The 19,233-nt window shown below is 58.3% G+C and carries 14 protein-coding genes; 12 read left to right on the top strand and 2 right to left on the bottom strand.

The genetic code is table 11. The annotated features are described in order from the left end of the window. Positions 1-118 precede the first annotated feature (118 nt). From topA to ABUK12_RS04840, 5 genes are all read left to right on the top strand, one after another. On the top strand, positions 119-2,707 hold the full coding sequence (gene topA, locus ABUK12_RS04860; protein WP_410015220.1) for a type I DNA topoisomerase: 2,589 nt from the start codon (positions 119-121) through the stop codon (positions 2,705-2,707). Positions 2,708-3,511: 804 nt separating this feature from the next. Beyond that, positions 3,512-4,486 (top strand): HTH-type transcriptional regulator CysB, encoded by a 975-nt coding sequence (cysB, locus tag ABUK12_RS04855; protein ID WP_410015219.1) that lies wholly within the window; start codon positions 3,512-3,514, stop codon positions 4,484-4,486. A 147-nt stretch (positions 4,487-4,633) separates the two neighbouring features. Continuing rightward, positions 4,634-7,306, top strand: a complete 2,673-nt coding sequence (acnA, locus tag ABUK12_RS04850) for an aconitate hydratase AcnA (protein ID WP_410015218.1) — start codon at positions 4,634-4,636, stop codon at positions 7,304-7,306. Positions 7,307-7,786: 480 nt separating this feature from the next. After that, positions 7,787-9,076 (top strand): HAAAP family serine/threonine permease, encoded by a 1,290-nt coding sequence (locus tag ABUK12_RS04845; protein WP_410015217.1) that lies wholly within the window; start codon positions 7,787-7,789, stop codon positions 9,074-9,076. A gap of 90 nt (positions 9,077-9,166) precedes the next feature. Further along, on the top strand, positions 9,167-10,531 hold the full coding sequence (locus tag ABUK12_RS04840) for an L-serine ammonia-lyase (protein ID WP_410015216.1): 1,365 nt from the start codon (positions 9,167-9,169) through the stop codon (positions 10,529-10,531). Positions 10,532-10,668: 137 nt separating this feature from the next. Here the strand turns inward: ABUK12_RS04840 and ABUK12_RS04835 are convergent, their stop codons facing one another. Both ABUK12_RS04835 and ribA read right to left on the bottom strand, forming a co-directional pair. Continuing rightward, positions 10,669-11,076, bottom strand: a complete 408-nt coding sequence (locus tag ABUK12_RS04835; RefSeq protein ID WP_410015215.1) for a helix-turn-helix domain-containing protein — start codon at positions 11,074-11,076, stop codon at positions 10,669-10,671. 124 nt (positions 11,077-11,200) lie between these two features. After that, the gene (gene ribA / locus ABUK12_RS04830) at positions 11,201-11,794 is read right to left on the bottom strand and encodes a GTP cyclohydrolase II (RefSeq protein WP_410015214.1); all 594 of its coding nucleotides are present in this window, start codon (positions 11,792-11,794) and stop codon (positions 11,201-11,203) included. A gap of 270 nt (positions 11,795-12,064) precedes the next feature. Here ribA and pgpB point away from each other — a divergent pair, with 270 nt between their 5' ends. The 7 genes from pgpB (at position 12,065) to ABUK12_RS04795 (ending at position 19,232) form a co-directional block, all read left to right on the top strand. Beyond that, on the top strand, positions 12,065-12,820 hold the full coding sequence (gene pgpB, locus ABUK12_RS04825) for a phosphatidylglycerophosphatase B (protein WP_410015213.1): 756 nt from the start codon (positions 12,065-12,067) through the stop codon (positions 12,818-12,820). A 319-nt stretch (positions 12,821-13,139) separates the two neighbouring features. Next, complete coding sequence (locus ABUK12_RS04820; RefSeq protein WP_410015212.1) at positions 13,140-14,081, top strand: D-ribose ABC transporter substrate-binding protein; 942 nt, start codon at positions 13,140-13,142, stop codon at positions 14,079-14,081. Positions 14,082-14,126: 45 nt separating this feature from the next. After that, positions 14,127-14,744, top strand: coding sequence for a DUF2291 family protein (locus ABUK12_RS04815; RefSeq protein ID WP_410015211.1), 618 nt, complete (start codon positions 14,127-14,129; stop codon positions 14,742-14,744). Continuing rightward, the gene (locus ABUK12_RS04810; RefSeq protein WP_410015210.1) at positions 14,741-16,261 is read left to right on the top strand and encodes a sugar ABC transporter ATP-binding protein; all 1,521 of its coding nucleotides are present in this window, start codon (positions 14,741-14,743) and stop codon (positions 16,259-16,261) included. The genes ABUK12_RS04815 and ABUK12_RS04810 overlap by 4 nt, the downstream gene beginning before the upstream one ends. A 1-nt stretch (position 16,262) precedes the next feature. Continuing rightward, positions 16,263-17,363, top strand: coding sequence for an ABC transporter permease (locus tag ABUK12_RS04805; protein WP_410015209.1), 1,101 nt, complete (start codon positions 16,263-16,265; stop codon positions 17,361-17,363). Between the two features lie 101 nt (positions 17,364-17,464). Further along, positions 17,465-18,295 carry a transketolase gene (locus ABUK12_RS04800; protein WP_410015208.1) on the top strand — a complete coding sequence of 277 codons (831 nt, stop codon included), beginning with the start codon at positions 17,465-17,467 and terminating at the stop codon, positions 18,293-18,295. After that, a complete protein-coding gene (locus ABUK12_RS04795) occupies positions 18,288-19,232 on the top strand; it encodes a transketolase family protein (RefSeq protein ID WP_410015207.1) in 945 nt (314 codons plus the stop codon). Before ABUK12_RS04800 ends, ABUK12_RS04795 begins: the two co-directional genes overlap by 8 nt. The last annotated feature ends 1 nt before the right edge of the window (position 19,233 follow it).

The raw sequence follows: 19,233 nt of genomic DNA, 5'->3' as shown, positions 1-19,233 counted from the left end.
GAACAGAGGTTGATTTTTGACGGCGCTGCCGCAATATAAAATTAGTAAATGCCCAGCCAGGGTCTGGCGCACAAAATGCTTCTTAATTACAGAAGAAATCATTCAGGTAAAGGTAAACATGGGTAAAGCTCTCGTTATCGTTGAATCACCGGCTAAAGCCAAAACGATTAATAAATATTTAGGCAATGACTACGTCGTTAAATCGAGCGTCGGTCACATCCGTGATTTGCCCACCAGCGGTTCCGCCACTAAAAAAAGCGCCGACGCCACCAAAACGAAAAAAGTGAAAAGCGACGCGCAAACCGCACTGGTCAATCGCATGGGCATTGATCCTTACCACGGCTGGAAAGCGCATTACGAGATCCTCCCCGGCAAAGAAAAAGTGGTCAACGAGCTCAAAGCGCTGGCGCAAAACGCCGACCATATCTATCTCGCAACCGACCTTGACCGCGAAGGGGAAGCCATCGCCTGGCACCTGCGGGAAGTGATCGGCGGCGATGACAAGCGTTTTAGCCGGGTGGTATTTAATGAAATCACCCGCAATGCCATTACGGCGGCGTTTAAAAAACCCGGCGAGCTGAATATTGATCGGGTCAACGCCCAGCAGGCCAGGCGTTTTATGGACCGCGTGGTGGGCTACATGGTCTCGCCGCTGCTGTGGAAAAAACTGGCCCGCGGCCTGTCCGCCGGACGCGTGCAGTCGGTCGCGGTACGCCTGGTGGTCGAACGCGAACGCGAGATAAAAGCCTTCGTGCCGGAAGAGTATTGGGAACTGCACGCCGACCTCAAGGTGTCGGACAAGGCGCAACTGCAGATGCAGGTCACCCATCATGGCGACAAGCCCTTTAAGCCGGTCAACCAGGCGCAGACCCAAGCCGCCGTCAAGCAGTTGGAAAACGCGCAGTATGTTATCGCCGACCGTGAGGACAAGCCCACCAGCAGCAAGGCCGGCGCGCCCTTTACCACCTCGACATTGCAACAAGCCGCCAGCACCCGCCTGGGTTACGGCGTCAAAAAAACCATGATGCTGGCCCAGCGCCTGTACGAAGCGGGGCATATTACCTATATGCGTACCGACTCCACCAACCTGAGCCAGGACGCGCTGGCCATGGCGCGCGATTACATCGGCGCACAGTTCGGCGCCAAATATCTGCCTAAGCAGGCCAATGAATACGCCAGCAAGGAAAATTCCCAGGAAGCGCATGAAGCGATCCGTCCTTCCGATGTCAATAATCTGGCCGAGCAGCTAAAAGATATGGAAGTGGACGCGCAAAAGCTGTATCAGCTGATCTGGCGCCAATTTGTCGCCTGCCAGATGATGCCGGCGCAGTACGATTCCACCACCCTGACGGTCAAAGCGGCGGACTACCAACTGCGCGCCAAGGGCCGCATTCTGCGCTTCGACGGCTGGACCAAGGTCATGCCCGCGCTGCGCAAAGGGGATGAAGATCGCACCCTGCCGCCGGTTAGCGTGGGCCAGACGCTCGGGCTGGAAAAATTACTGCCCAGCCAGCACTTCACCAAGCCGCCCGCGCGCTACAGCGAAGCGTCCCTGGTCAAGGAACTGGAAAAACGCGGCATCGGCCGGCCGTCGACCTATGTGTCCATCATCTCCACCATCCAGGATCGCGGGTATGTACAGGTAGAAAACCGCCGTTTCTACGCCGAAAAAATGGGCGAAATCGTCACCGACCGCCTGGAAGAAAATTTCCGGGAACTGATGAACTACGACTTTACCGCCCGCATGGAAGACAAGCTCGACCAGGTGGCCAATAACGAAGCCGAGTGGAAAGCCGTGCTGGACTCATTCTTCAGGGAGTTCAGCGAACAGCTCGAAAAGGCGGAAAAAGATCCGGAAGAGGGCGGCATGCGTCTCAACCAAATGGTGATGACCAGCATCGATTGTCCCACCTGCGGGCGCAAAATGGGCATCCGCACCGCCAGTACCGGCGTGTTCTTGGGATGTTCGGGGTATTCACTGCCGCCGAAAGAACGCTGCAAGACTACCATTAATCTGATCCCGGAATCGGAAACCCTCAATCTGCTGGAAGGCGAGGATGCCGAAACCAACGCTCTGCGCGCCCGTCGCCGCTGCCCTAAATGCGGCATGGCCATGGACAGCTACCTGATTGACAACGGCCGCAAGCTGCACGTCTGCGGCAACAATCCGCTTTGCGACGGCTATGAAATCGAGCAAGGCGAATTCAGGATCAAGGGCTACGACGGCCCGGTGGTCGAGTGTGAAAAATGCGGCTCCGATATGCATTTAAAACTGGGACGCTTCGGCAAATACATGGCCTGTACCAACGAGGAATGCAAAAACACCCGCAAAATCCTGCGCAACGGCGATGTTGCGCCGCCAAAAGAAGATCCGGTGCCGCTGCCTGAGCTGCAGTGTGAAAAATCGGACGCTTATTTTGTCCTGCGTGACGGCGCGGCTGGCGTATTCCTTGCGGCCAACACGTTCCCGAAATCACGTGAAACCCGGGCACCGCTGGTGGAGGAACTGGCGCGCTTCAAAGATCGCCTGCCGGAAAAACTGCGCTACCTGGCCGACGCGCCGGCAAAAGACCCCGAGGGCAACAAAGCCATGGTGCGCTTTAGCCGCAAGACCAAACAACAGTACGTTTCTTCCGAAAAAGACGGCAAGGCCACCGGCTGGACGGCGTTCTACATCGACGGCAAATGGCAGGTCACCAAAAAGTAGCCATGCGCCAGGCCCGCCAACACCGGGCTCAAAGCAGACGTGTTCAAGGGAGAGCGTGCCAATGGGGTCGAATCGGGCGTGGTTTTCCCGCCCGACCGAGCGCCCCATGGCGCGGTAGGCCCGCCAACACCGGACTCAATGCAGACGTGTTAAAGGGAGAGCGTGCCAATGGGGTCGAGTCGGGCGTGGTGTTCCCGCCAAACCGAGCCCCATGGCGCTGGCGCGGTATGCCCGCCAACACCGGGCTCAAAGCAGACGTGTTAAAGGGAGACCGTGCCAATGGGGCCGAATCGGGCGTGGTGTTCCCGCCAAACCGAGCCCCATGGCATGGTAGGCCCGCCAACACCGGGCTCAAAGCAGACGTGTTCAAGGGAGACCGTGCCAATGGGGTCGAATCGGGCGTGGTGTCCCCGCCAAACCGAGCCCCATGGCGCGGTAGGCCCGCCAACACTGCGCTTAAAGCAGACGTGTTCAAGGGAGACCGTGCCAATGGGGCCGAATCGGGCGTGGTGTTCCCGCCCGACCGAGCGCCCCATGGCGCGGTAGGCCCGCCAACACTGCGCTTAATGCAGGCGTGTTCAAGGGAGAGCGTGCCAGTGGGGCCGAATCGGGCCGGCAATCATCAACCAACCTACGGGTTGGTTTTTTTATGTCTTATAAATAAGTTATATATAGCGATTTTTTATGATTAAATAGTATTAATTGCAAGATTAGCTTTCCCGCTGACGCCGGGGAAAAAAACCGCCCCCAGGCCGCGCCGCTGACAAGTAACTCTTGCGCCAAATTTATGCCAGGATGACAAAAATGAAATTGCAGCAACTTCGCTATATTGTTGAAGTCGTGAACCACAACCTTAATGTCTCCTCCACCGCCGAGGGGCTGTACACCTCCCAGCCCGGCATCAGCAAACAGGTACGGATGCTGGAAGACGAACTCGGGGTACAGATCTTCGCCCGCAGCGGCAAACACCTCACCCAGGTTACGCCGGCCGGACAGGAAATCATCCGCATTGCCCGCGAAGTCCTCTCCAAGGTCGACGCCATCAAGGCGGTGGCGGGCGAACATACGTATCCGGATAAAGGCTCGCTCTATGTCGCCACCACCCACACGCAGGCGCGCTACGCGCTTCCGGATGTGATCAAAGGGTTCATCGAACGCTACCCCCGCGTTTCCCTGCACATGCATCAAGGCTCGCCGACGCAAATCGCCGAAGCGGTCTCCAAAGGCATCGCGGATTTCGCCATCGCCACCGAAGCGCTCCACCTCTACGACGACCTGGTCATGCTGCCCTGCTACCATTGGAACCGCGCCATCGTGGTACTGCCCACCCATCCGCTGGCGGGCAAAGACCAGATCACCATTGAAGAACTGGCCGCGTTCCCCCTGGTCACCTACACCTTTGGGTTTACCGGCCGCTCGGAACTGGATACCGCCTTCAACCGCGCCGGGCTCACGCCGCGCATCGTCTTTACCGCCACCGATGCCGACGTGATTAAAACCTACGTCCGCATGGGCCTGGGCGTCGGCGTCATCGCCAACATGGCGGTCAGCAGCGAGGCCGACCCCGATCTGGTAAAAATCAACGCCGACGCCATGTTTGCCCTCAGCACCACCAAAATCGGCTTTCGCCGCAGCACCTTCCTGCGCAGCTACATGTATGATTTTATCCAGCGCTTCGCGCCGCATCTCACCCGAGACGTCGTGGATACGGCGGTGGCCCTGCGCTCCAATGAAGAAATCGAAGCGATGTTCAAGGATATTAAATTACCGGTAAAGTGACGCGCCGGTGCCGGCACCGGCATGACCGCATCGGTGAACACACTTTATGTTATGAAAAAGTTGCGTAATTCTTGTAAATTGTTTACTGCAATGCCTCAACCTGGATAGGGTTATGACTATAATGAAGTAAAAGTCTGGAGGAGAGCTATGTCGACAACGATTCGAGAAGCCAGTAAGGATCAACTGGTCATACGTGATAAAACCTACCGCTATTACAGCCTGCCGCGCGCCGCCCAACAGCTGGGCAACCTCGACCGGCTGCCCAAATCCATGAAGGTCCTGCTGGAAAACCTGCTGCGCAACCAGGATGACGACATCGTCACCGAAGCGGATCTGCGCGCCCTGGCGGGCTGGCTTGAGCACGCGCACGCGGACGGTGAAATCGCCTACCGCCCGGCGCGGGTGCTGATGCAGGATTTTACCGGCGTTCCGGCGGTGGTAGACCTCGCGGCTATGCGCGAAGCGGTAAAGCGCCTTGGCGGCGACGTCGATAAGGTCAATCCGCTCTCGCCGGTGGATCTGGTTATCGACCACTCGGTCACCGTCGACAGCTATGGCGACGATCGCGCCTTTGCCGAAAATAACCAATTGGAAATGGAACGCAACCTCGAGCGCTATAAATTCCTGCGCTGGGGACAACAGGCGTTCAGCCGTTTTCGCGTGGTGCCGCCTGAAAACGGCATCTGCCACCAGGTCAACCTGGAATATTTGGCGCTCACCGTCTGGCATGAAGAGCAGGATGGCGAGGCGGTGGCGTTTCCCGACACCCTGGTCGGCACCGACTCGCACACCACCATGGTCAACGGCCTGGGCGTGCTGGGCTGGGGCGTAGGCGGCATTGAGGCGGAGGCGGCCATGCTGGGCCAGCCGGTCTCGATGCTGATCCCCGATGTGGTCGGGTTTAAACTTATCGGCAAACTCAATGAAGGCATTACCGCCACCGACCTGGTGCTTACCGTCACCCAAATGCTGCGCAAACACGGCGTGGTGGGCAAATTCGTTGAATTCTACGGCGACGGGCTGGACGTACTGCCGCTGGCGGACCGGGCCACCATCGCCAACATGGCGCCGGAATACGGCGCCACCTGCGGTTTCTTCCCTGTGGATGCCATTACCCTGGATTACCTGCGCCTGACCGGCCGCTCCGAGGAGCAAATCGCCCTGGTGGAAGCCTACAGCAAGCAGCAGGGATTATGGCGCCACCACGGCGACGAACCCCGCTTTACCAGCACCCTGACGCTTGATATGGGAAGCGTAGTGGCAAGCCTTGCCGGACCGAAGCGTCCGCAGGACCGGGTGGCGCTGCCGGGCGTGCCCGCCGCGTTTCGCGCCAGCGACGAGCTGGATTTTACCCGGCGCACCCACCATCCTGATTTCCAGACCTTTGAACTGGATGGACAACAGCATGAACTGCACCAGGGCGCGGTGGTGATTGCCGCCATTACCTCCTGCACCAATACGTCCAACGCCAATATCCTGATGGCCGCCGGCCTGCTGGCCCGCAACGCGGTCAACAAGGGATTGCGGACCAAGCCCTGGGTCAAGACGTCCCTGGCCCCCGGTTCCAAAGTGGTGACCGATTACCTCGCCGCCGCCGGCCTGACGCCTTATCTGGATCGCCTGGGCTTCAACCTGGTGGGCTACGGGTGCACCACCTGTATCGGCAATTCCGGCCCGTTAAAGGAATCCATCGAGGCGGCGATTAAATCCGGCGACCTGACGGTGGGAGCGGTGCTTTCCGGCAACCGCAACTTCGAGGGGCGCATCCATCCGCTGGTGAAAACCAACTGGCTGGCTTCACCGCCGCTGGTGGTGGCCTATGCCCTGGCCGGCAACATGCAGGTGAACCTGAGCGAAGATCCGCTCGGCACCGACCCGCAGGGACAACCGGTATATCTCAAGGATATCTGGCCCAGCTCGGCGGAAATCGCCGATGCGGTGGCGCTGGTCAACAGCGCCATGTTCCACAAGGAATACAGCGCGGTCTTTAACGGCAACGCGCAATGGCAAAATATTGAGGTCAACCGCACGCCGACCTACGACTGGCAGCCGGATTCCACCTATATCCGCCTGACGCCGTTTTTTGACGATATGCAGCATCAGCCGAAGCCCGTGGAAAATATCACCCATGCCAGAATCTTGGCCATGCTGGGCGATTCCGTGACCACCGATCATATATCGCCCGCGGGCAATATCAAGGTGGACAGCCCGGCCGGCCTGTACCTGCGCGAGAACGGCGTCGAAGCCGGTAACTTTAATTCCTACGGCTCCCGGCGTGGTAATTACGAAGTGATGGCGCGCGGCACCTTCGCCAATATCCGCATCCGCAATGAGATGGTGCCGGGCGTAGAAGGGGGGATTACCCGCCATATCCCGTCAGGCGAGGAGCTGGCGATTTACGATGCCGCCATGCGTTACCAGCAGGAACAGGTGCCGCTGGCGATTATCGCCGGGAAAGAGTACGGCTCCGGCTCCAGCCGCGACTGGGCCGCCAAGGGGCCCCGGCTGTTGGGTATACGGGTGGTGCTTGCCGAGTCGTTCGAGCGTATCCACCGCTCCAACCTGATCGGCATGGGCATTTTACCGCTTGAATTCCCGGCGGGGGTCACCCGGAAAACGCTGGGCCTGACCGGCGACGAAAGCATCAGCATCAGCGGACTGGACGAACTCGCGCCGGGCCAAACGGTACCGGTGCGCATTACCTATGCCGACGGGCGTATTGAAGTGGTGCCGGCACGTTGCCGCATCGATACCGGCAATGAGCTGACCTACTTCCGCCATGACGGCATTTTAAACTACGTGATCCGCAAAATGTTGTAATCTTCCGGCGCTTCCCGCCACTCGCCAGGGCGGCGGGAAGCGCGCTGGACAGGACGCGATGCGAATAAACGACAGAATCTGCGTGACATTGGCGATGCCGGGTATATTATTTCCCCAGCATATTTATTTTTCTCGCCAGACTTAATTATTTTATTCATTGGCCTGACAAGGTTATTCTGTTATTATGTTGGCATATAAAGTATCAAATTAGCACCCTTACAGCGCACCGGTGATAAAGTATTAATATTGACATTTTAATTTAAATACCGTTTTTTATCCTCTCAATTAATACCTGCAATTTTGTGATCCCTACAGGGTTATTATTAATTCCATTTGATATAGAATGCCGCCACTGAAAGATAGCGCCTGCGGATGAAAATAAAAATCTATTTTCATGAGTGGTTATTTTTAACCTTAGCGCAATATCTTTAACATATTCGCGGCATTTTTATTTCATCGTTCCCTGAGGAGAACACTATAATGAATAGCATCACGGAAAGCGCATCGGTGCTGGAGGCGTCCTCCGCCTCCAGCTGGCGCAGAAGCGACACCATGTGGATGTTGGGCCTGTACGGCACGGCCATCGGCGCGGGCGTGCTGTTTTTACCTATTAATGCGGGCATCGGCGGGCTGTTGCCGCTCATTATTATGGCGATTCTCGCCTTTCCCATGACCTTTTATGCCCATCGCGGATTATGCCGCTTTGTATTATCAGGTAAAAATGGCGGCGAGGATATAACTGAAGTTGTTGAAGAACATTTTGGCGTGGGTGCGGGTAAATTAATCACCTTGCTGTATTTTTTTGCAATATATCCTATTTGTCTGGTGTATGGCGTCGCCATCACCAATACCGTTAACAGCTTTATTACCCACCAGCTCCATTTGGTGGCGCCGCCGCGGGCGATATTATCGCTGATATTAATTGTCGGGCTGATGACCATTGTGCGCTTCGGCAAAGACATGATCGTCAAAGCGATGAGTATCCTGGTTTTCCCTTTTGTCGCGGCATTGATGTTGCTGGCGCTTTATCTTATTCCCAACTGGAGCGCCGCCATATTCGATAACGCGTTCGTTGCCGGCGCCGCCACCGGCCATGGTCTGATGACCACGTTATGGCTGGCGATCCCAGTCATGGTCTTCTCGTTTAACCATTCGCCGATTATCTCCTCGTTTGCGGTAGCCAAGCGTCAGGAATATGGCGTGGGCGCGGAGAAAAAATGTTCCCGCATCCTGGCCTGCAGCCATGTGATGATGGTAGTAACGGTGATGTTTTTTGTGTTTAGCTGCGCGCTCAGCCTGTCCACCGCCGATCTGATGGAAGCCAAAGCGCAGAATATTTCCATCCTGTCCTACCTGGCCAATCATTTTAACAACCCGCTGATTGCATGGATGGCGCCGATTATCGCCACGGTCGCTATCAGCAAATCCTTTCTTGGCCACTACCTCGGCGCCCGCGAAGGCTTCAACGGCATGATGATCAAAGCATTACGCAGCCGTGGCAAAACCGCCTCCGAAGAAAAGCTTAACCGCATCACCGGCATCTTTATGCTGCTGACCACCTGGCTGGTGGCGACGCTTAACCCCAGCATCCTCGGCATGATTGAAACCCTTGGCGGTCCGGTTATCGCCATGCTGTTGTTCTTGATGCCGATGTACGCCATCCAGAAAGTACCGGCGATGAAAAAATACAGCGGCCACTTCAGCAACGTATTTGTGGTGTTTATGGGCCTGATCGCCATGTCGGCGATTATCTACAGCCTGATGGGCTGATGGCCAAGCCGGGTCCTTCGGGCCCGGTCCGCTTTTCGCGCCGAGGATGTCGATGGAAAACCTTCGGCGCCGCATAATAAGGACAGGGTTATGGTTAGCATTTTTGATATTTTCAAGATAGGCATCGGTCCTTCCAGTTCGCACACCGTCGGCCCGATGAAAGCCGGGAAAATGTTTACCGATGATTTGCAGGCGCAGGGGCTGCTTTCCTCGATCGACCGCCTCGGCGCGGACGTCTATGGTTCCCTGTCATTAACCGGCCGGGGACATCATACTGATATCGCCATCATCATGGGCCTGGCCGGCAAGGCGCCCGATACGGTTGACGTGGATGCCATCCCGCAGTTTATCCAGCAAGTGCGGCAGCGTGGGCGGCTGCCCCTGGCGGACGGCCACGAAGTGGATTTTGCCGTGGCCTCGGCCATTGTGTTTCGCGATGAGAACCTGCCGTTGCATGAAAACGGCATGATGTTCAATGCCTACCGGCAAAATGCGCTGGTTTACAGCAAAACCTATTATTCCATCGGCGGCGGGTTTGTGGTCGATCGGGAAAACTTCGGCAAAAAGATCCCATCCGAGCAGGCGGTGCCGTTTCCTTTCTTTTCGGCGCAGAACCTGTTGCGCCACTGTCGCGATAATTGCCTGTCGCTCTCGGCGGTGGTGATGAAGAACGAACTGGCCCTGCATACCCGGGAGGAGATCGAACACTATTTCGGCGCGGTATGGCTCACCATGCAAAACGCCATGCAGCGCGGCATGAATACCGAGGGCGTGCTGCCGGGGCCGATCCGGGTGCCGCGCCGCGCCTCCAGCCTGCACCGGCTGCTGTTTACCAATGATCGTTTCTCCAGCGATCCGATGAACGCCATGGACTGGGTCAATATGTTCGCCATGGCGGTGGCCGAGGAAAACGCCGCCGGCGGGCGGGTGGTTACCGCGCCGACCAATGGCGCCTGCGGCATTATCCCGGCGGTGCTGGCCTATTATGATCATTTTATCCAGCCGGTGACCCCGGAGGCGTACCTGCGCTATTTCCTGGCCTCCGGCGTGGTCGGCGCGCTGTATAAAATGAACGCGTCCATTTCCGGCGCCGAAGTAGGGTGCCAGGGTGAAATCGGGGTGGCCTGCTCGATGGCGGCGGCGGGGCTGGCGGAGCTGCTGGGCGGCAGTCCGGAACAGGTGTGCATCGCGGCGGAAATCGGCATGGAGCATAACCTCGGCCTGACGTGCGATCCGGTGGCGGGCCAGGTGCAGGTACCCTGTATCGAGCGTAACGCCATTGTGGCGATGAAGGCGATTAACGCCGCGCGCATGGCGGTGCGGCGCACCACGGAACCGCGCGTGTCGCTGGATAAGGTTATCGAGACCATGTATGAAACCGGCAAGGACATGAACGCCAAATACCGCGAAACATCGCGCGGCGGACTGGCGATCAAGGTTGTGTTATGTGAATAGCGCGGGGCATGAAATCAGCTGAACCCGGCGGCAAGGATGGCCGCGTCCGGGTCCGCCACGGGCATTGCGGCCTCAGGGCCGGGGAAGGCGGCGATGACCGCCGCGATAGGTGCTCCCGCCGCCGGGAGGGCCGGGGTTCACCACAGGATATTGTTTTCGGCGGCGGAGATATACCAGTCGACGGCAGAGGCATCCGCGCTTTTTTCCACCAGGGGTTTGTCCGCTTCATCCACGGTTGCGGCTTTTTTGCGGATCCGCAGCGGCGTGTTCGCTTTTTCGCCGCTGACCTGGGCGTTAAAGGCGCGCACTTCGGTGTCGAACAGCACCCCTTCCAGCTGATGCAGGCGATTGAGGCCGCGCAGAATGCAGATAAGCGTGCTGAGCGTGACCGAACCGCCCATTTCGGCGCGTTTGATGGTGGCGATGCCCAACCCGGAACGCTCCGCCAGATCAATTTGCGACAGGCGCTGCTCAATGCGCGCATCCTTAATCCGGCAGCAGAGATCGGCAATGATTTCGCTGTCGTTCATGGTACTGAACTTCATGGTTTATAACCCTGTATTTAAAGAGAGTAATATACCTTAATCATGGGCCCGGATTCGGGTGGCCGATCTCATAATCAGGCTCCAGGGGCGCGCCGGATGGCGCGGCCCCATCATCCGCGGGGCGTTATTTAATATCCAGCAAATGGCCCATTTTGGTCGCTTTGGTGTTCAGGTAGCGTTCATTTTCCGGGTTGCGCCCGACGATAAGCGGCACGCGCTCGGTAATGTTAATGCCCGCCTCCGTAAGGATTTCCACCTTTTGCGGATTGTTGGTCAGCAAACGTACCGATTCCACGCCCAGCAGTTTGAACATATCGGCGCACAGGGTGAAATCCCGCTCGTCGGCGGCAAAGCCCAACTGGTGATTGGCCTCAACGGTATCGGCGCCTTTATCCTGGAGCGCATAGGCGCGTATTTTATTCAGTAAGCCGATGTTACGGCCTTCCTGGCGGTGATAGAGCAAAATGCCGCGGCCTTCCTCGGCAATGTGGGTTAACGCGGCCTCGAGCTGAAAGCCGCAGTCGCAGCGCAGGCTAAACAAGGCGTCGCCGGTGAGGCACTCGGAGTGCACCCGCGCCAGCACCGGTTCCACGCCGGTAATATCACCGAAAACCAATGCCAGGTGATCGTGTCCGGTCGCTAATTCCTCGAATCCCACCATCAGGAAATCGCCCCAGGGTGTCGGCAGTTTGGCTTCTGCCACACGTTTAAGCTGCATGTTGCTCTCCAAAACTTCTTTATCGTCGCTCATCTCACTCTCGATGATGCCGTCTGACCAAGCATGGTGCGGTCGAGTGCGCGAAGATTCATTAATAGTGCATTTTGCCATAAATTTACCGAAAACTGACGGTTGAAAATCCTGTTTGCTGGCAAAATAGTCATTAGATTGTCACAATTGCTTACCGACCGATCGTTCTTATTAGGAAAATTGCCGCCGCCCTGACGTTAAACTGTTCAGCGGTAAGACATTTAACGGAAAATTATCTTTATGTTTGAAATAGCGAAACGCACCGGCCTGGGCGCGGTAATACTTATGATAATACCACTTTTGGTCTGGGTCAGTGGCTGGCAGTGGCATCCCGGCAATGAGGCCGGCTGGTGGCGGGGTATGTTCTGGATAACCCAAACCGTCAGCGCGCCGTGGGGCATGGTTACCAGCGCGCTGCTGCTGGGCTGGTTTCTCTGGTGCCTGCGCTTTCGCTTAAAGCCCGCCCTCGCACTGGCCTGTATCCTGGGCGTGACGATTTTAGCGGGCCAGGGCCTGAAAACGGTTATCAAGGAGCGGGTGCAGGAGCCGCGGCCCTATGTGCTGTGGCTGGAGAACGCCTTCGCCATCGACGATCGGGCGTTTTATTCGCTCCCGCCTAAAGCGCGCGCGCAATGGGTGAAAAAGGAGCTGCAGAACGAGGAGCAGATCCCGCCGTGGCTGCGTAAGCACTGGCAGCATGATACCGGTTTTGCCTTCCCTTCCGGGCATACGATTTTCGCCGCCAGCTGGGCGCTGCTGGCGCTGGGGCTGCTGTGGCCGCGCCGGCATTTCGCCTCGGTGGCGATTATCATGATCTGGGCGGTGGCGGTCATGTGCAGCCGGCTGATCCTGGGGATGCATTGGCCGCGGGATTTGGTCATGGGAACCGTGCTGAGCTGGCTGATGATAACGCTAGCCTGCTGGCTGGTGCAGCGCTGGATTGGCCCGCTGACGCCGAAAATCGACGAGGCGCGGGATATTAAATCCCGCGCCTAGCCGGCTGCCGCCCCAGCGGCGCGTTCTCGCAAACGCACCCTTGCCGGGAAAAACATAAGCCTCATCGCATGCCGTCCCGTGCCGGCCAGCCTGGCGCGCCACGAGGTCGCGGGCGGGCGGGGGAACCACGCCCGATTCGACCCCAGCGGCATGTTTTCATTTCCCCGCATCCGATGTAATCATCTTGTTGCTTTTTGTGACAGCACTCGCTATTCCCAACAATCGTAATGGACATTATCGCGGGGACTTGCCACACTCCAGTTGAATATAAAATCAAAAGTGAATATATATTCACGTGTATTCATCCAGGAGAACAACAATGAACACCTTCCTACTGAAACCCTGCGTTGCCGCCGTCCTCTTGTCATTATCCATGGCGTCCTTCGCCGCGGATAAAGGCCTGATTGCCATCATTACCCCGTCCCATGATAACCCGTTCTTCAAGGCGGAAGCCGATGCCGCCTCGGCCAAGGCCACCGAGCTGGGATATACCACGCTGGTGGCGTCCCATGACGATGACGTCAGCAAGCAGAACCAGCTGATTGAAACCGCCATCGCCCGTAAGGCCAAGGCAATCGTGCTGGATAACGCCGGGTCAGACGCCACTATCGGGCCGTTGAAAAAGGCCAAGGCGGCCGGTATTCCCGCCTTCCTGATCGATCGTGAAATCAATGCCACCGGCGTGGCGGTGGCGCAGATCGTGTCCAATAACTACCAGGGCGCGCAGCTGGGCGCGGAGAAGTTCGTCAAGCTGATGAACGGCAAAGGCAAGTATGTGGAACTGCTGGGCAAGGAATCCGATACCAATGCCCACGTGCGTTCGCAGGGCTACCACGATGTGATTGACGAATATACCGGGCTGAAGATGGTGGCGCAGCAAACCGCCAACTGGAGCCAGACCGAGGCTTTCAGCCGGATGGAATCCATTTTGCAGGCCAATCCGGATATTACCGGCGTGATCTCCGGCAACGATACCATGGCATTGGGCGCCGAAGCCGCGCTGAAGGCCGCCGGGCGCAAGGACGTGATCCTGGTGGGTTTTGACGGCAGCGATTATGTACGCGACTCGATAATCGCCAAGGGCAATATCAAGGCCACGGTGCTGCAGCCGGCCGCGGCGCAGGCCGAAATGGCGGTGGAACAGGCGGATGTGTACCTGAAGACCGGCAAAGCCGGTAAAGAAGAGAAGCAACTGATGGATTGCGTGCTGATCGACGAGACCAACGCCAAAAACCTGAAGACCTTTAGCCTGAAAAACTAATCACCTGTGGCAAGGGGCCGGACGGCCCCTTGATTGGGAGACGACATGCAGCTCAACGCATTACGCAAGACGGGAATAGGATGTGTGATCCTGCTGCTGCTGACGGCCTGTGACGTGGTCGGTCTGGACAGTAACGGCAAACCTGTTATCCCCGCCGATCCGTCGGCCGGGCCGGATTATTCCAACCAGACGCCGGCGCAAATCGCGCAGGCCTTCTGGGCGCCGAAGGTGCTGCCGGCCGCGCACGCCCAGGCGCTTGACTGGACGGCGCTCAAGCAGGCCCAGGGGCAGGTGAAGGGCGTCGACGGCAAGAGCGTCTATACCCGGTTTAGCGGCAAGGTGACCGCGGTGGATGCCGACGGCCTGGAACGCAAGCTGACGCTTAGCGTTAACAACGAGCCGGTTACCCTGCAGTTGGGACCGATTATCAGGGGCAACGCCGTACGCGATGCCGCCGGTTTTCTTCGTTTTGAGGATTTTAAAAACCAGGTGCAGTTTGCCCAGGTGGCCAAGGCGCTCAATAAGCAGGCGTTAAGCGGCCTGCCGGCGGTGGATGGCGGCTGGGTCGGGCAGCAGGTGGACGTGCTGGCGGCGGTGACACTGCGCGCGGACAGTATTGATGACGCCGTGGCGCTGGAGCTTAAACGGGGGACGGCACAATGAGCGAGACACCGGACATTATCCTGCGCGCCAAGGGCATCTCCATGCTTTATCCCGGCACGCTGGCGCTGGATAACGTGGACTACAACGTCTATCGCGGCAAGGTGAATGTGATTATCGGCGAAAACGGCGCCGGTAAATCAACCCTGATGAACGTACTGGCCGGCGTGCAGCAGCCTACCTCCGGCCAGATGCTGCTTAACGGCGAGCCGGTAAGCTTCGGTAATACCCGGGACGCGGCGGCCAAGGGGATCGGCATGGTGCATCAGGAGCTGAACCTCTCGGAAAACCTGAACGTGGCGGAGAATATTTTTCTCGGACGCGAGCATCAGAAGGGATTATGGCCGATCGATCAGGCCGGGCAGGAGCGCATTGCCGCCGAGCTGATGAATCGGCTGGATCAACCGATCTCGCCGCGCGAACTGGTGGCCAACCTGAAGGTCGGCCAGCAGCAAATGGTGGAGATTGCCAAGGCGCTGGCGGAACAGGCGGATATTCTGATCCTTGACGAACCCACTTCGGCGTTAAGCAAAACCGAAGTCAACGTGCTGTTCCGGGTGATCCGCGAGCTGACGCGCCAGGGAGTGACGATTATCTATATCTCCCACCGCCTGGAAGAGCTGATGACCATCGGCGATTACATCACCATTCTGCGCGACGGGCGTTTCCAGGCCGAGGCGCGGGTCAGCGAAATCGACGTGCCCTGGATCGTGCGGGAAATGCTGGGAGGTGACCCTGTCACAACATTTCTCAAGCCGGGCCGCACTTTTGGCCTGCCGGTGTTGCAGGTCGATCATATTACCAGCGTTAACGATGCCGGGCATCCCGTGGTCAACGACGTGTCCTTTAGCGTGCGCGCCGGCGAAATCGTCGGCATTTACGGTCTGATGGGCGCCGGCCGCACCGAGCTGTTTGAATGCCTGCTCGGCACGGAAAAAAACTATCTGGGCAAAATCTGGCTGGGGGATTTGCCGGTGTCGACGCGTATGCCCACCGCCAACCGTATCAAGCTCGGCATGAGCCTGGTGCCGGAAGATCGCAAAAAAACCGGCATTTTCCCGGCCTCGAGCGTCGCGGTCAACCTGACCATTGCCAGCCTGTGGCGCCGCTTGCAGCACGGTTTCAGCATCATGCGCCAGCAGGAGCAGCAGGCGGTGGCCACCACCATCGGCAATCTGTCGATCAAGGTCTCGTCGCCGGATGTGGAGATCCAGGCGCTGAGCGGCGGCAATCAGCAAAAGGTGGTGATCGGACGCTCGCTTTTGACCAACCCGAAACTGCTGCTGCTGGACGAACCCACCCGCGGCATCGACGTGGGCGCCAAGGCGGATGTGTTCGAGATGATGGTGGCGTTGTCGGAGAAGGGCATCGGCATTTTGTTCTCCACCTCGGATTTGAAAGAAATCATGGCGGTCTCCGACCGTATTCTGGTGATGTCGAACGGTAAATTGACGGCCAATGTCGAGCGTCAATCGGCCCAGGAATCGGCATTGGTCTCGGCGAGTGCAAAAGGGTTTTGATATGAAAGCAACCAACACCGCGACATTAGCGCCCCTGACGGGCACCCGGCGTTTTCGCTCGCGCGAAAATATGCTGCTGCTGCTGCTTAAATTGCGCACTTTTATCGCGTTATTCCTGATCCTGGGGTTTTTTACCACCACGGTGCCCGGATTTCTCGAGACCGGCAGCATCATCATCATGATGAAACACATCTCGATTAACGCCTTTTTGGCGCTCGGCATCACGTTTGTCATCATCACCGCCGGCATTGATCTGTCCATCGGCGCCACCCTCGGCCTGTGCGGCATGTTCGCCGGCTGGATGCTGACCCAGGGCATCGTATTGCCGATGTTCGGCATCGCCATATTTCCCAGCGTCTGGGTGATCGTCCCGGCGGTACTGCTCCTGGGGGGCCTTATCGGCGCCATTAACGGCTGGATTATCACCCGCTATAACGTCGCGCCCTTTATCTGCACCCTGGGCACCATGTACATCGTGCGCGGCGCGGCGATGCTGCTCTCCAACGGCGAAACCTTTCCGGGACTTGACGGCAACCCGCGCCTGGGCAACACCGGATTTGATCTTATCGGCGCGGGAACGCTGTTCGGCGTGCCCTACAGCATCTGGATGATGTTTGTGCTGGCGCTGGCGATTGCCTATATCGCCCGCCGCCTGCCGTTCGGCCGCCATGTGTACGCCATCGGCGATAACGAGCGCGCCGCCGAGCTGTCCGGCATCAAGGTCAAGCAGGTCAAGGTCTGGGTGTACACCATCTCGGGGCTGTGCGCCGCCGTGGCGGGGATCGTGGTGTCCTCGCAGCTGGTGGCCAGCCATCCCGCCACCGGCACCGCGTTTGAAATGAACGCCATCGCGGCGGTGGTCCTGGGCGGCACATCCCTGGCCGGCGGGCGCGGCACCATCGTGGGCACCCTGATCGGCGCCTTTGTCATCGGCATCCTGGCGGACGGCCTGGTGATGATGGGCGTCAGTGAATTCTGGCAAATGGTCATCAAGGGCATGGTCATTATCGTGGCGGTGATTATCGATCAGATGCAAAACCGCATGCAGCGCAAGGCGGCCATTGTCTCGCAAAAAATCATTAAAGAGGGCGCGCCTGAATAACGCTACGCCCGCATCGCGGCGGGTAGCGTTTTTTTTGGCTTATTCGAATAAATATTCTTTTATGCGTAAAAATTCGCTTCAAGCGAAAGAGAGGTAACGTGATGAACCCCTATTCATTATCAGTCGATGAACTGGTCAAGAAGGCGCGTCAGATTCGCCGCCGCATCGTAGCGTTGAACGCCGGAAGCCCGGCCGGCGGCCATACCGGCGCCGACCTCTCCGAGGTGGAAATCCTGACGGCGCTTTATTTCCGCGTGCTGAACTGCGCGCCCGACAGGCTGGACGATCCCGCGCGGGATATCTATATCCAGTCAAAGGGCCACGGCGTCGGCGGTTATTACTGCACGTTGGCCGAAGCCGGCTATTTCCCCATCGATTGGCTGCCGACCTATCAGCATGCCAATTCCCATTTGCCCGGCCACCCGGTGCGCCATAAGACGCCCGGCATCGAACTCAATACCGGCGCGCTCGGCCACGGCCTGCCGGTGGCCGTGGGCATCGCCCTGGCGGCCAAACGCGACCATAGCGCCAGGAAAGTGTTCGCGCTGACCGGCGACGGCGAACTGGCCGAGGGCAGCAACTGGGAAGCGGCGCTGGTGGCCGCCCATTACGGCCTGGATAACCTGGTCATTATCAACGATAAAAACAAACTGCAGCTGGCGGGTCTGACGTGCTCGATCATGAATACCGATCCCCTGGCCGACAAGTGGCTGGCCTTCGGCCTGAACGTGACCGAATGCGCCGGCAACGATATGCAATCAGTCGTGGATACGCTGGAAAACCTGCCGGCCAACGGCAAGCCTAACGTGGTGATCGCCAATACCGAAAAGGGCGCGGGTATCTCTTTTACGCAGGGACGGGCCGAATGGCATCACCGCGTATTCAAAGGGGATGAAATCACTCAGGCGTTGGAGGAATTAAAAGATGAGTAATGCAGAACATTTGGCAAGCGTGATGGTGGAGCAGCTAATCAAGGCGGTAGACAATGGCATGGACGTGGTGCCGGTGCTGGCGGATTCCACCTCCACGGCCAAGATCGGCCCGTTTATCGCGCGGTTCCCGGATCGCATCGTCAACGTCGGCATCGCCGAGCAAACCATGGTGGGCACCGCGGTGGGGCTGTCCATCGGCGGCAAGATTGCCGTGACCTGCAACGCCGCGCCGTTCCTGATTTCCCGCGCCAACGAGCAGGTCAAAATCGATGTCTGCTATAACAACTGCAACGTCAAGCTGTTCGGGCTTAACGCCGGCGCCAGCTATGGGCCGCTGGCCAGCACCCATCATAGTATCGATGATATCGCGGTGCTGCGCGGTTTCGGCAATATCCAGATCTTTGCGCCGTCGTCCCCTGAGGAATGCCGCCAGATTATCGATTATGCCCTGTCTTACGTCGGGCCGGTCTATATCCGTCTTGACGGCAAAGCGCTGCCCGCGCTGCACGATGCCGGTTACCGTTTTAAACCGGGACAAATCGACATGCTGCAACACGGCGGCGACGTGGCGCTGGTGGCCATGGGCTCGACGGTGCACGAGGCGGTGGAGGCCGCCGGTCTGCTGGCGGAGCAGGGCATTTCTGCCGCGGTCGTCAACGTATCCTCTATTCGCCCGTGCGATACTCGCCAACTCCTGGCGCTGTTAAAAGAGAGTCAACGGGTGATTACGCTTGAAGAGCACAATATCAACGGCGGCCTCGGCAGCCTGGTGGCAGAGGTGCTGGCCGAGGCGGGCTGCGCCATTCCGCTGGTGCGCCTGGGCATTGGCGACGGCGAGTACGCCATCGCGGCGGACCGGGCGGCGATGCGCGCCCATCACGGTTTTGACGCCGCGGGCGTGGTGCGCACCGCCCTGCGCGTGTGCCGGGGGGCCTGAC

The organism is Sodalis sp. C49 (assembly GCF_046352915.1).
Lineage (GTDB): Bacteria > Pseudomonadota > Gammaproteobacteria > Enterobacterales > Enterobacteriaceae > Acerihabitans.
This window is presented reverse-complemented; position numbering and strand designations above follow the sequence as displayed.